Annotated in this window: 26 protein-coding genes; 13 read left to right on the forward strand and 13 right to left on the reverse strand. The window is 61.2% G+C overall.

All coding sequences use genetic code 11. The annotated features are described in order from the left end of the window. The first annotated feature begins 84 nt into the window (after positions 1 to 84). Positions 85 to 507 (forward strand): winged helix-turn-helix transcriptional regulator, encoded by a 423-nt coding sequence (locus NBH21_RS02945; protein WP_250912450.1) that lies wholly within the window; start codon positions 85 to 87, stop codon positions 505 to 507. Positions 508 to 518: 11 nt separating this feature from the next. Here NBH21_RS02945 and NBH21_RS02950 read toward each other — a convergent pair whose 3' ends face one another. Further along, complete coding sequence (locus NBH21_RS02950) at positions 519 to 1,691, reverse strand: MFS transporter (protein ID WP_425340384.1); 1,173 nt, start codon at positions 1,689 to 1,691, stop codon at positions 519 to 521. Between the two features lie 340 nt (positions 1,692 to 2,031). Here NBH21_RS02950 and NBH21_RS02955 point away from each other — a divergent pair, with 340 nt between their 5' ends. Beyond that, on the forward strand, positions 2,032 to 2,937 hold the full coding sequence (locus NBH21_RS02955; protein ID WP_250912452.1) for a diacylglycerol/lipid kinase family protein: 906 nt from the start codon (positions 2,032 to 2,034) through the stop codon (positions 2,935 to 2,937). 21 nt (positions 2,938 to 2,958) lie between these two features. On the opposite strand, the gene NBH21_RS02960 is transcribed toward NBH21_RS02955, so the two are convergent. After that, positions 2,959 to 4,317: a glutamine synthetase family protein gene (locus NBH21_RS02960; protein WP_250912453.1), complete on the reverse strand. Its 1,359-nt coding sequence runs from the start codon at positions 4,315 to 4,317 to the stop codon at positions 2,959 to 2,961. Positions 4,318 to 4,522: 205 nt separating this feature from the next. On the opposite strand from NBH21_RS02960, the gene NBH21_RS02965 reads away from it, so the two are divergent. After that, positions 4,523 to 5,893, forward strand: a complete 1,371-nt coding sequence (locus NBH21_RS02965; RefSeq protein WP_250912454.1) for an aspartate aminotransferase family protein — start codon at positions 4,523 to 4,525, stop codon at positions 5,891 to 5,893. 300 nt (positions 5,894 to 6,193) lie between these two features. On the opposite strand, the gene NBH21_RS02970 is transcribed toward NBH21_RS02965, so the two are convergent. Together NBH21_RS02970 and NBH21_RS02975 are read right to left on the reverse strand one after the other, a co-directional pair. Beyond that, the gene (locus NBH21_RS02970; RefSeq protein ID WP_250912455.1) at positions 6,194 to 6,481 is read right to left on the reverse strand and encodes a DUF2218 domain-containing protein; all 288 of its coding nucleotides are present in this window, start codon (positions 6,479 to 6,481) and stop codon (positions 6,194 to 6,196) included. Between the two features lie 2 nt (positions 6,482 to 6,483). Beyond that, positions 6,484 to 7,065 (reverse strand): PadR family transcriptional regulator, encoded by a 582-nt coding sequence (locus NBH21_RS02975; protein ID WP_250912456.1) that lies wholly within the window; start codon positions 7,063 to 7,065, stop codon positions 6,484 to 6,486. Between the two features lie 186 nt (positions 7,066 to 7,251). Here NBH21_RS02975 and NBH21_RS02980 point away from each other — a divergent pair, with 186 nt between their 5' ends. Beyond that, on the forward strand, positions 7,252 to 7,725 hold the full coding sequence (locus tag NBH21_RS02980; protein WP_250912457.1) for an OsmC family protein: 474 nt from the start codon (positions 7,252 to 7,254) through the stop codon (positions 7,723 to 7,725). 9 nt (positions 7,726 to 7,734) lie between these two features. Here NBH21_RS02980 and NBH21_RS02985 read toward each other — a convergent pair whose 3' ends face one another. Beyond that, entirely contained in the window at positions 7,735 to 9,240 is a 1,506-nt protein-coding gene (locus NBH21_RS02985; RefSeq protein WP_250912458.1) for an ArnT family glycosyltransferase, read from the reverse strand. Then, entirely contained in the window at positions 9,237 to 10,238 is a 1,002-nt protein-coding gene (locus tag NBH21_RS02990; RefSeq protein ID WP_342451982.1) for a glycosyltransferase family 2 protein, read from the reverse strand. The genes NBH21_RS02985 and NBH21_RS02990 overlap by 4 nt, the downstream gene beginning before the upstream one ends. Before the next feature lie 90 nt (positions 10,239 to 10,328). Between NBH21_RS02990 and NBH21_RS02995 the strand changes: the two genes are divergently transcribed. Next, positions 10,329 to 11,303 carry a lysylphosphatidylglycerol synthase domain-containing protein gene (locus NBH21_RS02995; RefSeq protein ID WP_250912459.1) on the forward strand — a complete coding sequence of 325 codons (975 nt, stop codon included), beginning with the start codon at positions 10,329 to 10,331 and terminating at the stop codon, positions 11,301 to 11,303. Between the two features lie 21 nt (positions 11,304 to 11,324). Here the strand turns inward: NBH21_RS02995 and NBH21_RS03000 are convergent, their stop codons facing one another. From NBH21_RS03000 to NBH21_RS03010, 3 genes are all read right to left on the reverse strand, one after another. After that, the gene (locus tag NBH21_RS03000; RefSeq protein ID WP_250912460.1) at positions 11,325 to 12,827 is read right to left on the reverse strand and encodes an AMP nucleosidase; all 1,503 of its coding nucleotides are present in this window, start codon (positions 12,825 to 12,827) and stop codon (positions 11,325 to 11,327) included. A gap of 126 nt (positions 12,828 to 12,953) precedes the next feature. Further along, the gene (locus tag NBH21_RS03005) at positions 12,954 to 13,130 is read right to left on the reverse strand and encodes a hypothetical protein (RefSeq protein WP_250912461.1); all 177 of its coding nucleotides are present in this window, start codon (positions 13,128 to 13,130) and stop codon (positions 12,954 to 12,956) included. 21 nt (positions 13,131 to 13,151) lie between these two features. Beyond that, a complete protein-coding gene (locus tag NBH21_RS03010) occupies positions 13,152 to 13,322 on the reverse strand; it encodes a hypothetical protein (RefSeq protein ID WP_250912462.1) in 171 nt (56 codons plus the stop codon). A gap of 282 nt (positions 13,323 to 13,604) precedes the next feature. On the opposite strand from NBH21_RS03010, the gene NBH21_RS03015 reads away from it, so the two are divergent. The 4 genes from NBH21_RS03015 (at position 13,605) to NBH21_RS03030 (ending at position 15,988) form a co-directional block, all read left to right on the forward strand. Further along, positions 13,605 to 14,093 carry an acyloxyacyl hydrolase gene (locus NBH21_RS03015; RefSeq protein ID WP_250912463.1) on the forward strand — a complete coding sequence of 163 codons (489 nt, stop codon included), beginning with the start codon at positions 13,605 to 13,607 and terminating at the stop codon, positions 14,091 to 14,093. A 135-nt stretch (positions 14,094 to 14,228) separates the two neighbouring features. Further along, complete coding sequence (locus NBH21_RS03020) at positions 14,229 to 14,921, forward strand: glutathione S-transferase family protein (protein WP_250912464.1); 693 nt, start codon at positions 14,229 to 14,231, stop codon at positions 14,919 to 14,921. 125 nt (positions 14,922 to 15,046) lie between these two features. After that, complete coding sequence (locus NBH21_RS03025) at positions 15,047 to 15,655, forward strand: TetR/AcrR family transcriptional regulator (RefSeq protein ID WP_250912465.1); 609 nt, start codon at positions 15,047 to 15,049, stop codon at positions 15,653 to 15,655. A 45-nt stretch (positions 15,656 to 15,700) separates the two neighbouring features. Continuing rightward, positions 15,701 to 15,988, forward strand: coding sequence for a YciI family protein (locus tag NBH21_RS03030; protein WP_250912466.1), 288 nt, complete (start codon positions 15,701 to 15,703; stop codon positions 15,986 to 15,988). Positions 15,989 to 16,020: 32 nt separating this feature from the next. Here NBH21_RS03030 and NBH21_RS03035 read toward each other — a convergent pair whose 3' ends face one another. Then, complete coding sequence (locus tag NBH21_RS03035; protein ID WP_250912467.1) at positions 16,021 to 16,914, reverse strand: LysR family transcriptional regulator; 894 nt, start codon at positions 16,912 to 16,914, stop codon at positions 16,021 to 16,023. A gap of 104 nt (positions 16,915 to 17,018) precedes the next feature. Between NBH21_RS03035 and NBH21_RS03040 the strand changes: the two genes are divergently transcribed. The 3 genes from NBH21_RS03040 to NBH21_RS03050 are packed head-to-tail and all read left to right on the forward strand — an operon-like array spanning position 17,019 to position 18,891. Continuing rightward, positions 17,019 to 17,759, forward strand: a complete 741-nt coding sequence (locus NBH21_RS03040) for an SDR family oxidoreductase (protein ID WP_250912468.1) — start codon at positions 17,019 to 17,021, stop codon at positions 17,757 to 17,759. A gap of 10 nt (positions 17,760 to 17,769) precedes the next feature. Beyond that, the gene (locus tag NBH21_RS03045) at positions 17,770 to 18,666 is read left to right on the forward strand and encodes an SDR family NAD(P)-dependent oxidoreductase (protein WP_250912469.1); all 897 of its coding nucleotides are present in this window, start codon (positions 17,770 to 17,772) and stop codon (positions 18,664 to 18,666) included. Positions 18,667 to 18,678: 12 nt separating this feature from the next. Then, positions 18,679 to 18,891 (forward strand): tautomerase family protein, encoded by a 213-nt coding sequence (locus tag NBH21_RS03050; protein ID WP_250912470.1) that lies wholly within the window; start codon positions 18,679 to 18,681, stop codon positions 18,889 to 18,891. Positions 18,892 to 19,000: 109 nt separating this feature from the next. Here NBH21_RS03050 and NBH21_RS03055 read toward each other — a convergent pair whose 3' ends face one another. Further along, positions 19,001 to 19,336: a DUF2147 domain-containing protein gene (locus NBH21_RS03055; RefSeq protein ID WP_250912471.1), complete on the reverse strand. Its 336-nt coding sequence runs from the start codon at positions 19,334 to 19,336 to the stop codon at positions 19,001 to 19,003. 528 nt (positions 19,337 to 19,864) lie between these two features. Here NBH21_RS03055 and NBH21_RS03060 point away from each other — a divergent pair. Next, the gene (locus tag NBH21_RS03060; protein WP_099057231.1) at positions 19,865 to 20,131 is read left to right on the forward strand and encodes a sel1 repeat family protein; all 267 of its coding nucleotides are present in this window, start codon (positions 19,865 to 19,867) and stop codon (positions 20,129 to 20,131) included. Positions 20,132 to 20,303: 172 nt separating this feature from the next. Here the strand turns inward: NBH21_RS03060 and NBH21_RS03065 are convergent, their stop codons facing one another. Continuing rightward, a complete protein-coding gene (locus NBH21_RS03065; RefSeq protein ID WP_250912472.1) occupies positions 20,304 to 21,413 on the reverse strand; it encodes a pyridoxal phosphate-dependent aminotransferase in 1,110 nt (369 codons plus the stop codon). Positions 21,414 to 21,534: 121 nt separating this feature from the next. Continuing rightward, positions 21,535 to 21,933 carry a PilZ domain-containing protein gene (locus NBH21_RS03070; RefSeq protein WP_425340370.1) on the reverse strand — a complete coding sequence of 133 codons (399 nt, stop codon included), beginning with the start codon at positions 21,931 to 21,933 and terminating at the stop codon, positions 21,535 to 21,537. Positions 21,934 to 22,103 lie beyond the last annotated feature (170 nt).

Below are 22,103 nucleotides of genomic sequence, written 5' to 3' on the forward strand. Positions count from 1 at the left end.
TACATATGTTGCGACTTCGCAAGAATGCACATTTTCTGTCCGTAGCGACCTAAAATGTATGTAGTATCAAAAAGGATACTGTAAATGTCCCGACCCCGCGCCAAGCTCACGAACAATTTTCCCGGCTGCCCCGTGGAATCCACGCTCAGTTTTCTCGATGGAAAATGGAAGGGCGTGATCCTCTACCACCTGATCACCTGCGGCACGCTGCGCTTCTCCGAACTGCAGCGCAAGCTGCAGAGCATCACCCAGCGCATGCTGACCAAGCAGTTGAGGGAACTGGAAGAGAGCGGCATCGTCACGCGCACGGTTTTCCCGGTCGTGCCGCCGCGGGTCGATTACAGCCTGACGCCGCTCGGTCTCAGCCTGGAGCCGGTGATCCTGGCGCTCGAGCAATGGGGGCAGCGCCACGTCGTCTGCCGCAACGGCGCGAAATACGCAGTTGCGCCGGACGACCCGTCAAAGGAAGTGGAGTTGAAGCGGGCCGAGGAGCTGACCGCCGCCTGATCGGCTTGCGATCAGGCGCTCGCCTTGGCCGTCGCTGGGGCCTTCCGCTCCAGCGCAATCGAGATCAGGAAGACCACGAGACCGAGGAGCGACAGCGCCGAGCCGACATAGCCGGTGGCGCCATAGCCGTAGCCATTGGCAATGACGAGACCGCCGAGCCATGCGCCAAGCGCATTGGCAATGTTGAAGGCGGAGTGGTTGGAAGCGGCGGCAAGTGTCTGGGCATCGGCCGCGACGTCCATCAGCCGGGTCTGCACGGCAGGGCAGGCGGCAAAGCCGCAGCCGGTGAGGAAGACGCAGATGCACAGCATCACCGGATCGGCCGCCGTCAGCGAGAAGATCGCCATAAGCACGACGTTGAATGCCAGCATGCCGCCGATCGTGCCCTTCAGCGAATAGTCCGCCATGCGCGACCCGACGACGTTTCCGACATTCATGCCGATGCCGAACAGCGCCAGGACGATCGCCACCATGCTGGCCGGCATGCCGGCGGTATCGGTGGTGGTCTTGGCGATATAGCTGAAGATCGAGAACATGCCGCCGAAGCCAACGGCTGCTACCGCGAGCGTCAGCCAGACCTGCAGTCGGGCGAATGCGCCGAGTTCGCGCCGGACGCTCGCACCCTCCGCAACCTTGTCCTTGGGCAGGTAGAGCGCGATCAGCAACACGGTCAGCGCGCCGATGGCGCCGACCATGAAGAAGGCCGAGCGCCAGTTCATCTGCTGGCCGATGAAGGTCGCAATCGGCGTGCCGATGAGGGTGGCGATGGTGAGGCCGAGCATGACGCGTCCGACGGCGCGCGCGCGCCGGTGCGGCGGTACCATGGAGGCCGCGACAAGCGCCGCCACGCCGAAATAGGCGCCATGCGGCAACCCGGTGATGAAGCGCAGCGCCGTGAAGCTCCAGAAACCCGGAGCCAGCGCCGACAGGATGTTGCCGAGGGCAAAGACGCCCATCAGGGCGAGAAGCAGTGTCTTGCGAGGCAGTTTCGCCGCCAGCACTGCGATGATCGGCGCGCCGACGACGACGCCCAGCGCATAGGCGGTAATCACCGTGCCCGCATCGGGAACGCTGACGCCATAGGTCGTTGCCACATCCGGCAGCAGGCCCATGATGACGAATTCGCCGGTGCCGATACCGAAGCCGCCTGCGGCAAGCGCAATCTCGATCAGCAGCACCATCATCGGCGTCAGCGCAGGCGAGGCCTGATCGCGGTCGGATGACGAGGAGGGCAGGGCGGTACAGTCGGTCATGGAACCACCTTCAACGGACGACGCGTCGCGGTCCTGTCAACGGATATGAAACTGGAGGGTGAGAGATTGCCGGGAAATACGACACTTCTCTGCGAAGCATGATTTGACACTTATCATGCATTTGTGCATTGCCGCAAAGGGCTTTCACGCTGTCGCTTGAATTTTGCCCGCCGTCTCACGATTTCTCGTCTGGCAAGAAACCATTGGCCCGCATGGGCGTTGCATCCCGACGGCGGCGCAGCATGCCGGGCGACACTGTGATCGAGGGAAAATGAAGGTCAGGGCAGTCTTCAATCGGGATGGCGGTACGTTCAGGACCACCGACATGAAAGAGTATTGCGCCCGCGCGACCCAGACATTCCGTGCCGCAGGCCACGAAATCGAGTGCCATGTCGTCGAGGGCTCAGAGGTATTGGAGGCGCTGCAACGTGCGGCCGGCGAACAGGGCGTGGAGGTGTTGGTCGCGGGTGGCGGCGACGGCACGATTTCGGCCGCCGCGGCGATTGCCTGGAAGGCCGGCCTGCCGCTCGGCGTCATCCCCGCCGGAACGATGAACCTCTTTTCCCGCTCGTTGAAGGTCCCGCTCGACATTCGCGCGGCACTTCCCGCGCTGGCCACGGGAACGGTTCAGTCGGTCGATATTTCGACCGCCAACGGAAAGCCGTTCGTGCATCAGTTTTCCGCCGGCATGCATGCGCGCATGGTGCGCATGCGGGACTCGATGAGCTACGCCTCCCGCTTTGGAAAGATGCGGGCAAGCTTGCGCGCGGCTCTGGGAGTCATGCTGAGACCTTCCCGTTTCGAGGTGATCTTCGACATAGACCATGATGGCCGCCGCGAGCATCGTCTGGTTTCGGCGATTTCGGTCTCCAACAATCCCTTCGGCAAGAACCCGCTGTTCTTTGCCGACGACCTGACCAGCGGCAAGCTCGGCGTCTATCTCACCGATCCCGTGGGGCCGGCGGGTGTCGTGAAGCTGGCGGTTGATATCCTGCGCGGGCGGATGAAGGACAACGAGGCCGTCACCGCCGCGACCGCCGAGGTCGTGAGGCTGCATTTTCCCAAACGCCGCCATGGCGCGCTCTGCGTCATGGACGGGGAATTGCTGCATATGCCGCGCGATGTCGAACTGCGCCAGCATGCCGGTGAGCTGAAGGTGCTCGTGCCGGCTGTCTGACGCAGTTGCCCATCCGCATTCTCAGATGCGTGTCAGGTAAGTCTGGTAATCGAAGCTCGAGACGGTGCGCAGGTAGGTCATGGCTTCCTTGCGCTTGGTGTCGCCGAAAATCCGCTGGTACTCGGAGCCGAAGATGTCGGCAATGAATGATGAGGTCCTGAAACGATCGACCGCCGTCAGGAAGTCGTGGGTCAGGATCTCGGGGTTCTCCGGCGCGGTGTCGGGGCTGGTGACAGGACCCGGATCCAGCGTTGCGTCGAGGCCGAGCAGCATGCCGCCGAGGATCGCCGCAAGCAGCAGATAGGGGTTGGCATCCGCCCCGGCGACGCGGTGCTCGATGCGGGCGGCGGGGCCGTCCTTGTCAGGGATGCGGATCGCCGTGCCGCGATTGCCGAAGCCCCAGTCGATCTTGTCGGGCGCAAACGAGCCCGGCTGGAAGCGGCGGAAGGAATTGGCGAAGGGCGCAAAGACGAGTTGGGCTTCCTGCATGGTCTTCAGCATGCCGGCGGTGATCGACTTCAGCTTCACCGGATCGCCACCCTTGGCGTCGAGGATGTTCTTGCCGTCCTTATCGATGATCGACGCATGGACATGCAGGCCGGAGCCTGCCTGATCGCCATAGGGCTTGGCCATGCAGGTGGCTTTGAGGCCATGACGGCGGGCAGCGAAATCGACAACCCGCTTTAGGTAGATGCAGTCGTCGGCCGCCGCCAGCGCATCGGACCGGTGCAGGAGGTTGACCTCGAACTGGCCGGGGCCGAATTCGGCAGTGGTCGCATCGGCCGGCAGCTCCATCTCGTCGCAGTATCGGCGCACCGTATCGAGATACGCTTCCATCGCAGCGGTTGCGCGCATGTCGTAGAGCTGGAAGCCTTCGGCCTCGCCCTGCATGACAAGTTCCTTGGGCGGCATCGGCTTGCCGGTCTCGCGGAAGTCCGGCTGCACGACGTAAAATTCAAGCTCGGTGGCCACAACCGGAGTAAGGCCCCGCTCTTCGTAGCGCTTCAGAACGTTGGCGAGGATCGCGCGCGGGCAGATGTAATGGGGATTTCCGTCGAGCGTATGCATGGTGGCGAGCACCTGCTTCGAACCGGCCGGACCCCAGGGAAGCGTGGTCAGCGAGCGCTTGTCTGCAACGCAGATGCCATCGGGATCGCCAAGGGTCAGCGAGATGCGGGTGATGTCGTCATTGTCGTCGCCCCAGATGTCGAGCGACTGGGTGGAGGCCGGCAGACGCACCGCGTTTTTCCAGACTTTGTCTTCGGCCTTTATTGGGACCATCTTGCCGCGCAGGTCGCCGTTCATGCCGACGAGCAGAACTTCGATGCGCGCAGACGGGTCGGCTGCGGAGTTTGAGGCGGCCTTGGACAAATCAGTCATGAAAAATGCTTCTCGCTGGCGAATTGAGGGGCGATTTGGCCGCAGGAAGTGGGAAATCGACGCCCTTGCCAAACGCATTTTGGAAGGTCATGTTCGTAGCCGATAAACTTCCGCCTTTCAATCAGGCAAGGTAGACGACCCCGCGGACCAGCCTTTACGGGCTCATCCGGCACGGTCGTTCGCGCTTGCTCCGGGGAATAACGAAATGACGACAACTGCTGCTGCCCTTTCCAATCTCGCCGCCATCGACGCCGCCCATCACCTGCATCCCTTCTCCGACATGAAGAAGCTGAATGCAGCCGGTACCAAGATCATCAACCGGGCCGAAGGCGTGCACATCTGGGATTCGAACGGCAAGCAGTATCTCGACGCCTTTGCCGGCCTGTGGTGCGTCAATGTCGGCTATGGCCGCAACTCCATTGCCGAGGCAGCCTATGCCCAGATGCAGGAACTGCCCTATTACAACACCTTCTTCGGCACCACGACGCCGCCGACCACGCTGCTCGCCCAGAAGATCGCAAGCGTCACCGGCCCGACGTTGAAGCATGTGTTCTTCACCAATTCCGGTTCCGAGGCTTCCGATACCTGGTTCCGCATGGCGCGCGTCTATTGGAAGGCGCTGGGCCATGAAACCAAGACGATGGTGATCGCCCGCAAGAACGCCTATCACGGCTCGACCGTTGCCGGCGCCTCGCTTGGCGGCATGAAGTGGATGCATGAGCAGGGTAACCTGCCGATCCCCGGCATCGCCCATATCAACCAGCCCTACTGGTATGCCGAGGGTGGCGATCTTTCGCCGGAAGAATTCGGCCTCAAGGTCGCCAAGGAACTCGAAGACAAGATCCTCGAACTCGGCGAAGAAAACGTCGCGGCCTTCGTGGCCGAGCCCATCCAGGGCGCCGGCGGCGTCATCGTTCCGCCGTCGACCTACTGGCCGGAAATCAAGCGTATCGCCAAGAAATACAACATCCTGCTCGTTGCCGATGAAGTCATCTGCGGCTTCGGCCGTCTCGGCACCTGGTTTGGCCACCAGTATTACGATTTCGAGCCGGATCTGGCGCCGATCGCCAAGGGCCTGTCTTCCGGCTACCTGCCGATCGGTGGTGTGCTCGTCTCCGACCGCGTTGCCAAGGTGATGGTCGAGGAACTGGGCGATTTCTATCACGGCTACACCTATTCCGGTCATCCGGTTTCCGCCGCCGCGGCCATCGAGAACCTGCGTATCATCGAGGAAGAGCGGCTGGTCGAACGTGTGCGCGATGACGTCGGTCCCTATCTTGCGCAGGCGCTTGCCTCGCTCGCCGATCACGACCTCGTCGGCGAAGCCGTCAGCGTCGGCCTCATGGGCGCGGTTCAGATCGCAGCCGACAAGTCGACCCGCCGTCGCTACTCCAAGCCGGACGATGTCGGCACGCTGGTGCGTAACCAGTGCGTCGCCGACGGCGTCATCCTGCGCGCCACCGGCGACCGCATGCTGTTCTCGCCGCCGCTCGTCATCTCCCGTTCGGAGATCGACCAGGCGGTAGACACGCTCCGCAAGGGTCTCGACTGGTTGAAGGACAACCACAAGGAATAGGCTGACAGCAAAAGGCCGGCACTCGGCTTGCTGACAAGGGCGTGAACTTCCGTTTAGGTAGGCGCCCGCCGCTTCCTTCGTCATGCCGGGGCTTGTTCCGGGATCCAGCGACCCGACGTCTGTCGGGTCAAAGACTCTTTCAGCCCAAAGACTTGGGCTGACTGGATTCCTGTGACAAGCACAGGAATGACGCTATCGAAAACTCCGCATATCGACCGCCGAGCGTGAACTTTCAGACGTCGTCGTCAAAAAAAGGCCGGCGAAGCGCCGGCCCTTTTCATCTTGCTGGCCACTGACCGCTCAGGCGGCCTTCCACTCGAAGGGAAGCGGCGCCTCGCGGAAGGCGAAGCGGTCGAGATGGCTCGATACGACGCCCTTCATCTGCTCCAGAACTTCCGGGGAAACCGCTTCGACTTCGACCGTCAGCGTGGTGTCGTCGGCGCTCATCGTGGCGACCGCTTCGGAAAAGCGGACGATACCGCTCTTCTCTCCAAGTTCGACCTCCAGTTTGTGCGCCCAATGCTTGCAGAGCTGCTGCAGGTATTTCCAGCCGCTTTGGGTCGGCACGATGGCGATTGCCTTGGTCATGTTCAAAGCCTTTCGATCTTGCTCGCCGCTTCATCGAGAATGCGGGCTACTTCGAGCTGCGTCTCTCGGCTGACGCCGTCCTGCGAGAGCCGGTCCTGCAGGGCTGCCTTGAGGTTCTGCATGGCGCGGCGCACCGGAGCAGCGTCCGTACGTTCACTGGCCTTGGCAAGCGCCTCGAGGCGGGCCATGGCCACGGCCACCTCGTCCGCCCGCTCCACCAGATGCTGACGCCCGGCTTCGGTGATGGCGAGCAGCTTGCGCGGGCCTTCGCTGGCTTCTTCTTCCGCAAGCCCCATGTCGAGGAGCAGCGTCATGGTGGGGTAGACGACGCCCGGGCTCGGTGCATAGGCTCCGCCGGAGCGGTTCTCGATCTCGCGGATCAGGTCGTAGCCATGGCGGGGCTGTTCCTCGATGAGCTTCAGGAGCACGAGCCGCAGCTCGCCGCCCTCGAACATGCGGCGGCGTTCACCGCCCCGACCACGTCCCCGAGGGCCTTCCGGGCCACCGCCGAAGAAGCCGTGCCGCACGGCGTGCCAGCCGTGATCATGCTCGTGTCCGTTTCGTCCAAAATGAAAGTGTCTCATGGTGATCAGTTCCTTTTGACTGTGTTTAATTGCATCTAAGATATATCGTAAATCTATCTAAGCAAGAGGCGCATCGAATTTTTTCCGATGCGGGGATTGGCAAGTGGGAGTAATGCGGCCCTTGGAGGCGTGAGCGCGTTGGCGTATCGTCGACCGCATCGAGGCATCAGGAAGGCATTGAACGACATGGCTGGCAAGCAGCACGAATACCGTGTGACGGTGACCTGGCAGGGAAATATGGGAACCGGCACGTCCGGTTATCGCGAATACGGCCGGGATCATGTGATCTCGGCGGACGGCAAGCCGGACATTCCCGGATCGTCCGATCCTGCATTCCGCGGCGACGCGGCTCGCTGGAACCCTGAGGACCTGCTGGTTGCCTCGCTGTCAGCCTGTCACAAGCTCTGGTACCTGCATTTCTGTGCGGTATCGGGCGTTATCGTGACCGCCTACGAGGATCACGCCGAAGGTACGATGGTGATGGATGAGGATGGGGCCGGCCGCTTCACTGATGTCGTCCTGAAGCCGCGAGTGACGATCAAGGCCGGTACCTATCCACAGCTCGCAGCCGAACTGCACGGCGATGCTCATGAGAAGTGTTTCATCGCCAGTTCGGTGAATTTCCCGGTGCGGTGCGAGCCGGTCATCATCGAGGAGTGAGGGAAGCCCTCACTCCACCGTCGGATAGATGTAGCTGTAGGCGAAATGATAGAGATCGCCGTTCCGGCTGAAATGATAGGGCAGGGCAACCGTTTTGATATCGGAAACGGCGAGCCCGCCATGTTCGGATAGCCAAGCGGCAAGGCCATCCGGCAAGGGCAGGTCTGCCTTGCCGCGATTGCGCCAGACGACCAGAATTGGATGTGTGCTGTCAAAGGCGAAAGGCTTGAGGAAGGCTTCGTAGCCCGGCAGCATCACCGGAACGTCCGGTTCCTGCAAGCGGATATTCCCGGCCATCTGCTGATCCGAGGTGAGGATCAGCGAGGGGCGGTTGGCTTCGCCTGTGATGATCGTCTGAACGGCCTGTCCATACGGCACATTGTTCTTTTCGTAGCGTCCCGTCATGCCGTGGATCGGAATACGGACCAGCAGGATGAGCGGGATGATCACCATCGCGCCGATGCCGATGGGCATGAAGCGGGGCAGCAGCCGTTCGCTTGCAAGGTCGGCCGCTTCCAGCTTCAGACACAGATAGAGCGGCAGAGCGATAAAGAAGGGGGTCAGCCAGCGGTCCTTGATCTGGGTCGCGCCGCCGAAGATGACGAGCAGAACGATGGCCGCAGCCGTAATCAGCATGATGCGCCCGATCAGCCGGCTCCAGGGGCTGGATGCCGAGAGTGCACGGGTGCAGTCGCGGCCAAAGGCGATGGCGAACACCACCAGCGTAATGATCGAGAAACCGATCGCCGCCGCCACCAGTGAAAACAGGCCGGCATTGATCTGTCCCAACTTGCTGGTAGCGCCCGTCGACGTCAGTTTTCCGATCGTCCGTCCGGTTGCCACATCAAGGTGATCGAGGAACCAGAGCCCGTGCGGCAGCGCGACAATAGCGGCGACGGCGACCATGACGAGAACGCGCCAGTCGAGCACGCGGCGACGGAACTCCGGTTCCATCAGCATGGCCAGTGCCGCAGCCGCCGGTAGCAACACGAAATTGTACTTGGAGATGAAGCCGAGCCCGATGGCGACACCCGTCAGCGCATAGTTCAAGATGTTCGGGGACTTGATGGCCCGGATCAGCGCAAAGAAGAACAGACAGGCCGCAAAGATTACCGCGACGGTGTGAGTGAGGTCGCGCTGGGCCTCGAAGCTGACCTGCGGCATGGTCAGGAGGCCGAGCGTCGCCACGATGACCAGATCGCGCGAGCGCAGCACCATCGCCGCCGTCAGGGCAAACAGCGAGTAGGAGGCAAAGAGAATGAGGTTCTTCAGGACGGAGAGGGACGCAAGCGTCGGTCCCAGAACCTGTTCTGCGCCATATTGCAGCCAGTTGTAGAGCGGCGGCTGGCTGTCATATCCCACGGCAAGCCACTGGGCGAGGAACAGTTGCTGCCCCTCGTCGAGTTCCAGCTCGTGCGGGAGGATGAGCCGCACGGCGACATTCGCGATGAAATAGACCGCCAGCAGCAGGAAGAGAAGCTGCGGCCGCTGCCGAAGCGCGGCGACCACGTTCACGCGTCCTTCTGGTAGGTCTTGCGTACGACGTAATTCTTTTGCGTATCGGAGGACCGCGTCAGCATCTCGGCGAGAATGCCGGTGGTGATCATCTGGATCGAGGTGAGGAACAGCATGACGCCGATGAGCAGCAGCGGACGCGTGCCGATGCTCTGGCCGAGGCCGAACTTCACCCAGAAGAGATAGAGCAGGATCAGCGAGCTGATGGCGCCAATGATAAGGCCGATAGTACCGAAGAAGTGGCCGGGCCGCTGCTTGAAACGCATGAAGAACAGCACCGACAGCAGGTCGAGGAACACGCGGATGGTGCGCGAGATGCCGTACTTCGATTCACCGAACTGGCGGGCATGGTGGGTGACGACCACTTCCCCGATCCGCGAGCTGGGAACCACGGAGGCGACCCAGGCCGGAATGAAGCGGTGCATGCCGCCGAGGATACGGACCTGCTTGATGACGGCGGAGCGATAGAGCTTCAGACCGCAGCCGTTGTCGTGGATCTTCACGCCGGTGACGGAGCCGATGAGATAGTTGGCGCACCAAGACGGGATCTTGCGCAGAACCAGCGCGTCCTGTCTTGCCTTGCGCCAGCCGCAGAGCAGGTCGAGGTCCCGGGCGTTCAGTTCGGCCACCATGGACGGGATATCGTAGGGATCGTTCTGCAGGTCGCCGTCAAGCGTTGCGATCAGCCGGCCACGCGCAGCGTCGAAACCGGCCTGCAGGCCCGAGGCCTTGCCGAAATTGCGCTGGAATTCGACGATGCGCAGGTCGAGGCCCTCGCGGTCGAGGTAGGAGCGCGCATAGGAAAGCGTGCGGTCCGTCGAGCCGTCGTCGATCAGGATGAGTTCCCAGCTCTTGTCGAAGCCCTTCATCGCTTCGCAGATTCGGTCGATCAGCGGGCCAAGGCTCTCCTCTTCGTTCATGACGGGCACGACGAGCGACAGCTCAACCTCGTAGGCGGCACCGTCTTCAATAGGCTGGGAGAGGCGTTCGAACGACACGGGGGAGGACTCCGGAAAATACTGGCTTTTGCTGGGGCGTTTGTTATAGGAACTACACATCGAGCGCAATTCGGAACTTTTCATAACGCCATGCAGAGCGATGCGGCCATGCGCCGCCCTTCGGCATTCGCCCGCCATCGGCTGACGCTGATCGCGCTTGCCGCCATTCTCGCCTATGCCGTCTTCGTGCACTACATCTGGGGCTGGTCGACGATCTTCGCCGAATGGCATGCGGTCGGATATGGCACCGTAGCACTCGCCATCGGGCTCCTGGTCTCGACCTATTTCGTCCGCGCCTGGCGGCTCTACGATTACTTCCCGCGGCAGACGGGTGGGCGTTTCATCGAGCTCTTCCATCTTGCCCAGGTGCACAACCTTCTGAACATCATGCTGCCCTTCCGCAGCGGCGAGACCAGTTTTCCGCTGCTGATGCGCACCGAATTCGGCGTGCCGCTGCTGCACGGAACCTCGGCGCTGCTGGTTATGCGGTTTCTTGACCTGCATGCGCTTCTGGCGGCGGGCGGTCTTGGGCTGGTTCTGGAAGCCGAAAACAAGCTCTGGCCGGCGCTCTCATGGCTTGCTTTCCTGCTGGCCCCCATTCCGGCCTATCTCGTCAAGGGGCCGGTCCTCCGGCTCCTGAAGCCGAAGCTCAAGGGTAAACTCGGCCGTATTCTGGAGGGTATCGAAGACGGTTTGCCGGCAACGCTTGGCGGGCTTCTGCGTGCCTGGGTCGTCACCGTGATCAACTGGGGCGTCAAGGTGATGGTCTTTGCCTGGGCACTCGGCCTCATGGGAGTCGAGCCGCTTGCCGCGAGCTTCGGAGGCGCTCTCGGCGGAGAGCTTTCGTCGGTTTTGCCCTTCCACGCCCCGGCGGGCGTCGGTACCTATCCGGCAGGCATCGTTGCCGGCGCGCTTGCGCTGGGTGCTCCGGCCGGAAAGGCCGCGGTTGAACTGCTCGGCAAGGCGGCGGTTAACATGCATCTTATCATCATGCTGGCCGCCCTGATCGGTGCAGCGGTCTCGCTGATGCTGAACGGTCTCCGCAAGCTGGCCGCCGGCCGCTGAGAACAGCCGGCGCCGGGCGTTTTACTGAAACGCGGTCTCGAAGAAGCTGCGCAGCTTGCGGGAATGCAGCGTTTCCTTCGGCATGGCGCCAAGCTTCTGCAAGGCGCGGATGCCGATCTGCAGATGCTGGCGAACCTGCGTCTTGTAGAAGGCCGTCGCCATTCCCGGCAGTTTCAGCTCGCCATGCAGCGGTTTGTCGGAAACGCACAGCAGCGTGCCATAGGGAACACGGAAGCGGAAACCGTTTGCCGCGATCGTCGCCGATTCCATGTCGAGTGCGATGGCGCGGGCCTGTGAAAGCCGCTTGACCGGTCCTCGCTGGTCGCGAAGCTCCCAGTTGCGGTTGTCGATCGTGGCGACGGTGCCGGTGCGCATGATCCGCTTCAACTCGAAACCTTCGTAACCGGTGATCTCCTCGACGGCATCCTCGAGAGCCAGTTGCACTTCGGCAAGTGCGGGGATCGGCACCCAGACCGGCAGGTCGTCGTCGAGTACGTGGTCCTCGCGCATATAGGCATGCGCCAGCACGTAGTCGCCGAGACGCTGGCTGTTGCGCAGGCCGGCACAATGGCCGAGCATCAACCACGCATGAGGCCTCAGCACCGCGATATGGTCGGTAATCGTCTTGGCATTGGAGGGCCCGACACCGATGTTCACCATGGTGATGCCGGCATGTCCCTTCATCTTCAGGTGATAGGCTGGCATCTGCGGCAGGCGCCCGACAGACGCGCCGCCCTCGGGCTCGCTGTGCCCGGGAAGAGTGATGACATTTCCGGGCTCGACGAAAGCGGAATAACCGCCGCCGCCATCCGCCATCAACTTGCGCGCATAGGCGCAGAACTCGTCGATGTAGAACTGGTAGTTCGTGAACAGCACGAAATTCTGGAAATGTGCGGCACTCGTCGCCGTATAGTGCGAGAGGCGGGCCAGCGAATAGTCGATGCGCTGGGCCGTGAAGGCCGCCAGCGGATGCGGCTCACCGGGGCGCGGCTCGTATTCTCCATTGGCGATCTCGTCGTCGGTGGTGGTGATATCGGGCGTATCGAAGAGATCGCGCAGCGGCATATCGACGAGCCCGCTTGCTGCTGCCTCTACATGCGCGCCTTCGCCGAAGGCAAAATGCAGCGGGATCGGCGTTTCCGACTCGGAGACCACGACCGGCACCTGATGGTTGCGCATCAGCAGGTTGAGCTGCTCCACCAGATAGTGGCGGAAGAGCTGCGGCTTGGTGACCGTCGTCGTGTAAAGGCCGGGGGAGGTGACGTGACCATAGGAGAGACGAGAGTCGATATGACCGAAGCTGGTGGTCTCGATACCCACTTGCGGATAGAAGGCCCTGTAGCGCCCGGTGATCGGGGCCCCCTTGGCGAGCCCGGAAAAGGCGTCGATCAGGAAGGTGGTATTCCGCTCGTAAAGCTCGATCAGCGCGTCGACCGCAGGCTCCGCCTCGGTGAAAACCCTGGGTTCGAACGACTCGGGTAGGATGAAATTGACGGGTGACTGAATATGGATTCGCTTGTTCATGCTTCATTATAGTGGAGCTTGCTTGACAAGCAAACGACGTGAACACGCGTCAGGCGCGAAAAAAATGCGGCTGGATTCTGCTGGCTCATTAGGTTTTTTGCCGCTGACGCGAAAGGCGCGACGCTTTCAGCTCAGCGACTGGCGCTGGAGGCTGACGAAAAGCACAAGGCCGGCGCCGCGCTTTTCCATGCGGAACTCCTGCGAGTGCGCAACGCCGATGGCCAGAACCGGCCCGAGTATCAGGGTGGCGGCCAGTGCCATGCGCATGAAGGACGAAGCAAGGATGTTCATGGATGCAGCCATCGGATCGTCCTATCCTGTTCTTTAGAGTGTTGCCATGCAGAGCGGGCTTGCCGGAATGAGGCAGCCGGAAGCGATGCCGACCTGCATGCGGCGGGGGCTCTCGCTGGTCGAGATCACGAGCTGGGCAAGCAGGATGGCGAAGATCGCCATGACCAGCGTGATGATGGTGATTCGTCTCGAAAGCTTGGCCATTGTTGTCGCCTTTCCCTCTGGGTTGTCGCCTTTATGACGGCAACGCCCTGAATGGCGGCTGAGATGAGGGTTCATGCATGGTTCATTTCAGTTAACGATAGTGCCGGTGTGTCTCTCCGGACACTGGACATTCCCTCTCACGTTAACATAATTTAACATAACTTGGCTGGACATCGCGTTTCGTGACCGGAACGCGAACCGGTTGGATTGTGGTTTTGGCGGCGCCTCGGTGGCCGCACGGGGGGATGCATGGACGGACGGCTAGCTGTTTTGTTTTGGCTGATGAGCTTGCCTTCCGCCGAGGTGCAGGGCGATAAGTTTTCGATTCATCGTCCCGAGCTGACCGACCGCCTCGCTGTGTCGATGGGCACGACGCTCTATCAGGACGAAGCCAAGAGCTTCGAAACCCGTCTTTCCTATATCTATGGCGAAAAGCTGTTCGACCGCCTGCATCCGATGATCGATCTGTCGGTGACAAGCTCGGGCGGTACGTGGATCGGTGCCGGTTTCTACCAGCAGATCGACTTTTCCATCAATGATATCGACCTTTTCGCCGGCTTTTCTTTCGCCCCCGGCCTCTATATGCGCGGCGACGAGGTGGATCTGGGCTACCCGGTCGAGTTCCGCTCCGGCGTCGAACTCGGCTGGAAAGCGCCCAATGACTGGCAGTTCTCCGTTCTCTACGACCATCGGTCGAATGCCGACCTGGGCAAGAAGAACCCCGGCATGGAAACGCTGCAGTTCCGTATCTCGAAGCCGATCACTTGGTAGGCTGATCGCTGCGGCTTCTGCGCCGTCAGGCGCTTGATTATCGTTTCGTCATCTCCATTTTCTTTGGACGCCCGATCCGGGGTGGCTCTGCCGCCGACGGTTTGAGCGCGATTGCTGTCAGCAGAAAGAAACCGAATGACCAAACCGATCGAACTTCATTATTGGCCGACCCCGAACGGCTGGAAGATTTCCATCATGCTCGAGGAACTCGGTGTTCCCTATGACGTGAAATACGTCAACATCGGCAAGGGCGAGCAGTTCGAGCCGGACTTCCTGAAAATTGCGCCAAACAACCGCATGCCGGCGATCGTAGATCCCGATGGACCGGGCGGAGAGCCGATCTCGGTTTTCGAATCCGGAGCCATCCTGCAATATCTCGGCCGCAAGTTCGGCAGGTTCTATCCATCCGAAGAACGCAGTCGCGTGGAAGTGGATCAGTGGCTTTTCTGGCAGATGGGTGGTCTCGGACCTATGGCCGGACAGGCCCATCATTTCCGCCAGTATGCGCCGGAAAAGATCGAATACGGAATAAACCGCTATACCAATGAGGTGAACCGCCTCTATGGCGTGATGAACAGGCGGCTTGCCGACCGCGAATTTCTCGCCGGCGACTATTCGATCGCCGATATCGCATGCATCGGCTGGGTGGTTCCGCACAAGAACCAGGGGCAGGATCTGGACGATTTCCCGAACCTCAAGCGCTGGTTCGAGACCATGATGGCCCGCCCCGCCGTGGAGCGCGGTATCGCCGTCGGCCAGGAACGGCGCAGCAATGTCGCGCAGGACGAGGAAGCCAGGAAGGTGCTCTTCGGCCAGCGGGCGCGCTAAACTATCCTTTTACGGAACGATTACCAGCCCGGCGGAGACGCCGGGTTTTTCATATTGACCGATTAGGGCGATTGTCCTATTTAGTGGCTAGGTCGATTGTCCTAAAAGGTGCCGGAGTTGATCGCATGAGCCGGAAGAATACGCGGGAAGCCATCGTCGAAATGGCGGACAGGCTTTTCTACGAGCATGGCTATGAGCACTCATCGTTCGCGGACATCGGCGACGCCGTCGGGATATCCCGCGGCAATTTCTACTATCATTTCCGGACCAAGGACGAGATTCTCGAGGCGGTCATCGGGCGTCGGCTGGAGCAGACGGCGGCCTTGCTTGCGCAGTGGAATCAGGAAAGCCCGGCACCTCGGGAGAGGATCGCGCGTTTCATTGAAATCCTGATCACCAATCAGGCAAAGATCATGCAGCATGGCTGCCCGGTCGGCACCCTTTGCGGCGAATTGGCCAAGCTGGACCATCCGTTCCTTCCGATGGCCAACCAACTGTTCTCGCTGTTCCGGGACTGGCTTTCCCGTCAGTTTGTAGCGCTCGGGCGCGCAGATGCCGACGTTCTTGCAATGCATCTGCTTGTCCGCAGCCAAGGCGTTGCCGTTCTCGCCAATGCCTTTCGCGATGAAGCCTTCGTGCGCCGGGAGGTGCGGATGGCTTGCGATTGGCTCGATGGTGAGTTGTCGAGGGAGCCGGTGAAAATTCAGGCCTCCGCCACATCGCCCACCGTTTGAAGCAGTTTTCCGATGTCCCTCAAGTCCGCCGAAGGAGGATCCCCGGTGTTTGTCGTGCAACTGAAGTTTACAGAAGCCCGCGCCCGCGCGCCGCAATTCATGGAAGCACATAATGCCTGGCTGAAACGCGGTTTCGATGACGGGATATTCCTGCTGGCCGGCAGCCTGCAGCCCAGACTGGGTGGCGCGATCCTTGTTCACGGCGTGTCGCTCGATGCCCTGCAGCAGCGGCTGGGAGACGATCCCTTTGTCGCGGAAGGGATTGTTTCCACTGAAGTCATGGAAATCGATCCCGGCCGTGCCGACGAGCGATTGCGGTTCCTGGTCGCTTAGGAGGGGCAGCCGATACTGCGGCAAAGTCCGGTTCAGATCTGCGCGGTGGCGAAGATGCCGGACACCCAGTCGAGGAACGCGCGAACTCTCGCCGATGTATGTCGGTTCTGCGGATAAAGCGCCGAAAGCGGTGTCGGGGAGGGCGGGAAGTCCTTGAGCACCTCGACGAGTGTGCCGCTTTCCAGATCCGGTTCCAGACGATAGCGCGGAGCCTGTATCAGGCCGAAGCCGAGACGCGCCAGATCGGCCATGGTGTCGGAATCATTGACGGTGACCCGGCTTGGCAGGGGCACCAGTTGCGGTGCTCCATCGACCATGAATTCGAGCGGCATCGTTTCGCCGGTGCGCGAAGACATGAATCCCACGCAGACATGTCCTTCCAGATCGCGTGGGGATGACGGCATTCCATGCCGGGCGATGTAATCAGGGCTGGCGCAGGTGATTTCCGAAAGGAAGGTGAGCCTTCGGGCGATCATGCCGCTGTCGGGGAGTTCTCCCGCCCGGATGGCGCAATCCACACCTTCGCGCACGAGATCGACCAGCCGGTCCCCCTGGCCGATATGCAGATCGAGTTCCGGGTAGCGAGCCAGAAAATCCGGCAGATGCGGCAGCAGGAATGTGCGGGTCAGCAGCGGATGGACATCGATCCGCAACAGGCCGCGCGGCCGGGCGTCGCGAAAGGCATTGTCGGCCTCCTCCACCTCGGCAAGAATTCCTACACAGCGTTCGTAATAGGCGCTGCCGTCCAGCGTTGTCGTGACATGGCGCGTCGTACGCTCCAGCAGCCGCACGCCGAGATCCGTTTCCAGCTGCTTGATCGCCTCGGTCGCCGTGGACCGTGAAAGGCCGAGATCGGCCGCCGCCGCCGAAAAGCTACGGCGTTCCACGACGCGGACGAAGAGCTGCATGCGGTCCAGACGATCCATGCCAATTGTTCGCCACAGCCGAATTCAAATGTCAATTATCTGATGATTGTTTTTGACTGTCGACAGCGCGATTTTCCTCTCGGACGCAAACAAGGAGTGTCGTCATGACAGGAAACATCAACAGGACAGCCATCGTAACGGGTTCGTCCAAGGGCATTGGCGCGGCTATTGCCAGACGCCTTGCGGCTGACGGCTTTGCCGTCGTCGTCAATTACGCAAGCGGGGCCGAAGCCGCCGCCGCGGTGGTCAAGGAAATAGAGGGCGCCGGAGGGCGCGCTGTCGCCGTAAAGGCCGACATTGCCGCGACCGATGGCATGAAAGCGTTGTTCGATTCAGCGGAACAGGCCTTCGGCGGGGTGGACGTGCTGGTCAACAATGCCGGCATCATGCAGCTCTCCCCCATTGCGGATACGACAGATGAGGCCTTCGAACGCCAGGTTGCCATCAATCTCGGCGGTGTCTTCCGCGGTGTTCGCGAAGCGACGCAGCGACTGCGCGAGGGTGGTCGTATCGTCAACTTCTCATCGAGCGTCGTCGGTCTCTACCAGCCGGCCTATGGTGTCTATGCCGCCACCAAGGCGGCGGTGGAGGCGATCACTCACATCCTCGCCAAGGAACTCGGGCCGAAGGGCATCACCGTCAATACCGTGGCGCCGGGACCGGTCGAAACCGAACTCTTCATGAAGGGCAAGTCGGACGATCTGCTGAAGGCGATCATCGGCATGAACCCCTTGAAGCGCCTCGGCCAGCCGGAGGATATCGCCGGCGTCGTCTCCTTCCTTGCCGGACCGGATGGCGGCTGGGTTAATGGCCAGGTCGTTCGCGCCAATGGCGGCGTGGTGTGAGGAGGCGGCCATGGAAAAGACGATTCTGATCACCGGCGCCTCGAGCGGCTTCGGCGCCATGACCGCGAGGTCGCTCGCCCACGCCGGCCATCGGGTCTACGCCTCCATGCGTGACCTCAAGGCCCACGGCGGAGCGCCGGTCGCCGAGATCGAGGCTTTGGCAAGGAGCGAGGGTTTAAACCTCATGCCGATCGAACTCGATGTCACCTCCGCCTCTTCGGCCGAGAGCGCCGTTGCCCGCATCATCAGGGAGACGGGCCGGCTCGATGTGCTGATTCACAACGCCGGCCATATGGGTTTCGGCCCGGCGGAGGCCTTCTCGCCGGAGCAGCTTGTCCAGCTCTATGACGTCAATGTCGTCGGTGCGCATCGCCTGAACCGGGCGGCCCTGCCGTTCATGCGCAAGTCGGGCGGAGGCCTTATCGTCTGGATCGGCTCAAGCAGCACCCGCGGCGGCACGCCGCCCTTCCTTGCCCCGTATTTCGCGGCCAAGGCGGCCATGGATGCGCTTGCCCAAAGCTATGCGCTGGAACTTGCTCGTTTCGACATCGAGACCACGATCCTCGTGCCGGGTGCCTTTACCAAGGGCACGCAGCATTTCGCCCACGCCATGCAGCCTGCCGATGCCGAGCGTTCGGCCGTCTATTGGCAAGGTCCCTACGCCGGCGCCGATGAGGCGGCTTTGCAGGGTCTTGCCAGCCTCGAGCCGGCGGAGGCGGACCCGTCCGCCGTGGCGCGGGCCGTGGCCGATGTCGTCGCCATGCCGCATGGGAAACGTCCCTTCCGCGTCCACGTGGACCCGTCCGAAGATGGCGCGGAAATCGTCAACGGCGTCGCCGATCGCGTCCGCGCGCAGCTTCTCGAGCGTATTGGCCTCAAGGACCTGCTTCATCCCACACGAGCCTGAAAGGAAAAGATCATGCCGTTCGTGAACATCAAGACGCCTGCGGGCGCCCTGTCCAGACCGCAGAAAGAGGAAATCGTTCACCGCACGACGAACATGCTGGTGGAATATTTCAGCGAGGCCGCGCGGCCCCATACCATGGTGCTGATCGAGGAGGTGCCGGATGGCGGCTACGGCCGCGCCGACGAAATCTTCGTCATTCCGGAAGCCTATCGGGCAAAGAGCTGATGAGTGTCCGCCCGCTGGTCGAGGCCAGCGGGCGCGCAGTGTCCTGTCTACGGCTCCTTATTTCGGAGCGGCGAGCCGGAGGCTCAGCCGCTCCGCCCCACCCCTGGGTTCAAAGCCGCGTCCAGGTCTGCGACTTGCAGAGGACTGCCAGAACGCAGCCCTTCATTTTCAGCGAATCGCCGGAAACAGTGCCCGAGCCGGAATAGGTCTTGTCGGCCTCCGGATCGGTGATCTCGCCCTTGTAGGAGCCGCCGGTGCCGGCCATCTTGCCGATCTGCTTGCCGGCGTGTTTGCCCGATTTCAGCGTGACGCAGTAGCTGCCGCCGCAGGGAGCGATTTCCGCGGTTGCGCCGCTGGCGGTTTTCCAGTTGCCCTCGATAGGCTCTGCTGCCTGGGCCGTGACGGCCCCAAGGGCCAATGCTGCTGCGATGATGATGGAACGCATGTTGATGTCTTCCTCCCGAAACAAGCGTGAACATTGACGGGACCCTTTGCCTTCCTCTCCGGCCGGACAGTCTTGTCCCCCAGGCAGGTCCGATCAACAAAGGGAAATTATCTTACGCGGACGTAAAGGTAAATAGTGCTTCTGCGCCGCGAAGGCCAGTGGCGCACGCCTCTTTTGGTGTGTCCGAGAAAAGGCGGACGATTTTCATGGTTAGCTTTCGGTTTAAAGACGAGCGTGAATCCTTCGTAAATTTTACGCGAAAATCCTTAAAATGCAGGCGAAGTGATGTTTAACAAAAAACCAAGTTTACCAAGCGTTTGTACTTTGTTTTCAGCAAATTAAGCATGCATTTTAAGCGCATGTTGAAAGGCTTTTGGCATATTGGGCTCATCAAACGAGCAGGGAATAACCCGCCGGCCGGAAGGATCTTAACAAAGCCGCGAATGAGACGGCAGGGATCCGGAAGGGGCTCCAAAAGGGGCAAAACAGGGACAGTACAAACCGTTAGGCTAGACAGGGACAAAAACGATGGCACGCTTTGAAATGCACAATTCCGGAATGGCCACGATGGGTGGCGAAACTCGCGCCGATGTCTTCTGCGACATGGGTCTGATGTATGCAACCGGCCGCGGTTGCTCCATCGATCTCGTCTCGGCGCACAAGTGGCTGAACATCGCCGCCATCAAGGGCTGCGAACGCGCCGCTGAACTGCGCGCCGATCTGGCCCAGACGATGAGCAAGCCCCAGCTGGCGGAAGCCCTTCGCGCCGCCCGCGAATGGATGACGATGCACTGATAAATTTAAATACCAGAGCCGGTGCAATGCCGGCCGGGGGCAACAAGAAAAACCCTGGGAGAGGGGAAAGTGGCGGGGGTCTTTTGGACGGGGCCGATGCCAACACATGAGAACCGCGACCGGCAGGGAACAAGGCCGGCGCGGTTCTTTTTATTGTGCTGACTGCAGAATTTCAGAGGGAAGCGAGCACCTTCGGCAATGCTTCCTCGAAAAGATCAAGCGCCTCCGGCAGACCGGTCGATACGCGGATGCAGCGATTGAGCGGTGCTACACCCGGCATGCGGATGAAAACGCCGTGCTGCATCAATCCATCGACGATCGAGCGCGCATAGGTTCCGTCGCGTCCGCAATCGATGGCGACGAAGTTCGTGGCCGAGGGCAGGGGCTTGAGGCCGTTTGCGACCGCGATGGCCGCGATCCGCTCCCGCGCGGCGCCGATCCTCCCGACGACTTCCTTCAGATAGGCCTGGTCCGCAAGCGCAGCCAGTGCGGCCTCCGTGGAAAGCCGGGGCATGCCGAAATGGTTGCGGATCTTGTCGAAAGCGACGATCGTTTCCGGCGTACCGAAGGCATAGCCGACACGGGCACCGGCAAGGCCATAAGCCTTGGAGAAGGTGCGTGTGCGGATCACGTTGGGCAGGTCTATCAGCGCGTCGGAAGCCGGCGTGGAACCAGCCGGACCGCATTCGCTATAGGCTTCGTCAAGAACGAGAAGTGTGGTCTCGGGCAGGGCGCGCGCAAAGGCGATGACGTTTTCGGCGTCCCACCAGCTTCCCATCGGATTGTCGGGATTGGCGAAATAGACAAGTGGTGCGTTTTCTCGCTTCACTGCGGCCAGTAGACCGTCCATATCCTCCAGGTCTCCGGTGTAGGGCACCGTGACCAGCCTGCCGCCGAAGCCGCTGACATGGAAATTGAAGGTCGGATAGCCGCCGAACGAGGTGACGACCGGCATGCCCGGTTCGATCACGAGGCGAACGATAAGGCCGAGCAGGTCGTCCACACCCTCACCGACCGCGATATTGGCTGGCGAAAGACCGTGATGGGCGGCAAGTGCCGCCTTGAGAGCGAAGTTTTCCGGATCGTTGTATTGCCAGATGTCTCCGGCCTTTTCACGGATGGCGGCAAGGACGGAGGGAGCCGGACCGAAGCCGCTTTCGTTGGCGCCGATACGGGCCTTGACTGCGAGGCCGCGGCCTCGCTCGATGGCCTCGGGGCCGACAAAGGGAACGGTTGCGGGAAGGGCATCGACAAGCGACGTGAAGCGCGAAAAACCTGGCATTCTGAATGGCTGTCCTGGGCAGTCTTGAAAGTCGGCCCAACATAAGACCTTGCGCTGAAGGCGCAAGGGCAAGCTCTTCGCTATCTGGTGATGAGGAGAGGGAAATTGGCGCCGCAGATGATCAACGACGCTTCGGCTTTTCGATCTTTTCGCCCATCATGAAGTCGGCACGGACGATGGTATGCAGCAGCGGCTCGGGAATGATCGCGATGAACTTCACGCCGACACGACTACCATTGCGGTAGACCTCGGCACAGCCGATACGGTCGGCAAGACCGAGGACCTGCAGGTAATAATGAGAGGAAAGGCCGATCGTGGTGGTGATCTCGAGGGCTGCACCGCCCTGCGAGATATCGACGACCTCGCAGCTGCGCATCGTGATGCCGCTGAGGCCCGGACTGACGGCCATGATACGGGCCGGCCGGCGCACATAGAAGCGCTCCCACTTGCGCTCGTACATTTCCGACCTGACCGACGCCAGATGCGTCGCACCCAGCATCTGCCCCTGTGCATTCTCCATCTGCTCCTGCCTCCTCGGTAACGGCTATGAAAAGGAGTGTCGGCGAAAACAATTGTGGCCATGTCAAAACGATGGTTACAGTTTTACCGATCATGTGGTTTTGCCCTGATTTTTCGCAGGAATCTCCGTCTCGCATGCCATTTTTTGACCTAGCTCATGAAATTCGCCGC

The organism is Ciceribacter sichuanensis (genome assembly GCF_024055605.1).
In the GTDB taxonomy this organism is placed as follows: domain Bacteria; phylum Pseudomonadota; class Alphaproteobacteria; order Rhizobiales; family Rhizobiaceae; genus Allorhizobium; species Allorhizobium sichuanense.

Bases quoted from the DNA above. Each gene is read 5' to 3' on its own strand.
- NBH21_RS03065 (WP_250912472.1), bottom strand. From the start codon at position 21,413: ATGCCAGGTTTTTCGCGCTTCACGTCGCTTGTCGATGCCCTTCCCGCA.
- NBH21_RS02960 (WP_250912453.1), bottom strand. From the start codon at position 4,317: ATGACTGATTTGTCCAAGGCCGCCTCAAACTCCGCAGCCGACCCGTCT.
- NBH21_RS02950 (WP_425340384.1), bottom strand. From the start codon at position 1,691: ATGATGGTGCTGCTGATCGAGATTGCGCTTGCCGCAGGCGGCTTCGGT.
- NBH21_RS02995 (WP_250912459.1), top strand. From the start codon at position 10,329: ATGCAGAGCGATGCGGCCATGCGCCGCCCTTCGGCATTCGCCCGCCAT.
- NBH21_RS03005 (WP_250912461.1), bottom strand. From the start codon at position 13,130: ATGGCTGCATCCATGAACATCCTTGCTTCGTCCTTCATGCGCATGGCA.
- NBH21_RS03040 (WP_250912468.1), top strand. From the start codon at position 17,019: ATGACAGGAAACATCAACAGGACAGCCATCGTAACGGGTTCGTCCAAG.
- NBH21_RS02965 (WP_250912454.1), top strand. From the start codon at position 4,523: ATGACGACAACTGCTGCTGCCCTTTCCAATCTCGCCGCCATCGACGCC.
- NBH21_RS02980 (WP_250912457.1), top strand. From the start codon at position 7,252: ATGGCTGGCAAGCAGCACGAATACCGTGTGACGGTGACCTGGCAGGGA.
- NBH21_RS03020 (WP_250912464.1), top strand. From the start codon at position 14,229: ATGACCAAACCGATCGAACTTCATTATTGGCCGACCCCGAACGGCTGG.
- NBH21_RS03045 (WP_250912469.1), top strand. From the start codon at position 17,770: ATGGAAAAGACGATTCTGATCACCGGCGCCTCGAGCGGCTTCGGCGCC.
- NBH21_RS03010 (WP_250912462.1), bottom strand. From the start codon at position 13,322: ATGGCCAAGCTTTCGAGACGAATCACCATCATCACGCTGGTCATGGCG.
- NBH21_RS02955 (WP_250912452.1), top strand. From the start codon at position 2,032: ATGAAGGTCAGGGCAGTCTTCAATCGGGATGGCGGTACGTTCAGGACC.
- NBH21_RS03060 (WP_099057231.1), top strand. From the start codon at position 19,865: ATGGCACGCTTTGAAATGCACAATTCCGGAATGGCCACGATGGGTGGC.
- NBH21_RS02975 (WP_250912456.1), bottom strand. From the start codon at position 7,065: ATGAGACACTTTCATTTTGGACGAAACGGACACGAGCATGATCACGGC.
- NBH21_RS03015 (WP_250912463.1), top strand. From the start codon at position 13,605: ATGAGCTTGCCTTCCGCCGAGGTGCAGGGCGATAAGTTTTCGATTCAT.
- NBH21_RS03000 (WP_250912460.1), bottom strand. From the start codon at position 12,827: ATGAACAAGCGAATCCATATTCAGTCACCCGTCAATTTCATCCTACCC.
- NBH21_RS03050 (WP_250912470.1), top strand. From the start codon at position 18,679: ATGCCGTTCGTGAACATCAAGACGCCTGCGGGCGCCCTGTCCAGACCG.
- NBH21_RS02970 (WP_250912455.1), bottom strand. From the start codon at position 6,481: ATGACCAAGGCAATCGCCATCGTGCCGACCCAAAGCGGCTGGAAATAC.
- NBH21_RS03035 (WP_250912467.1), bottom strand. From the start codon at position 16,914: ATGGATCGTCTGGACCGCATGCAGCTCTTCGTCCGCGTCGTGGAACGC.
- NBH21_RS03070 (WP_425340370.1), bottom strand. From the start codon at position 21,933: ATGGAGAATGCACAGGGGCAGATGCTGGGTGCGACGCATCTGGCGTCG.
- NBH21_RS02945 (WP_250912450.1), top strand. From the start codon at position 85: ATGTCCCGACCCCGCGCCAAGCTCACGAACAATTTTCCCGGCTGCCCC.
- NBH21_RS03025 (WP_250912465.1), top strand. From the start codon at position 15,047: ATGAGCCGGAAGAATACGCGGGAAGCCATCGTCGAAATGGCGGACAGG.
- NBH21_RS03055 (WP_250912471.1), bottom strand. From the start codon at position 19,336: ATGCGTTCCATCATCATCGCAGCAGCATTGGCCCTTGGGGCCGTCACG.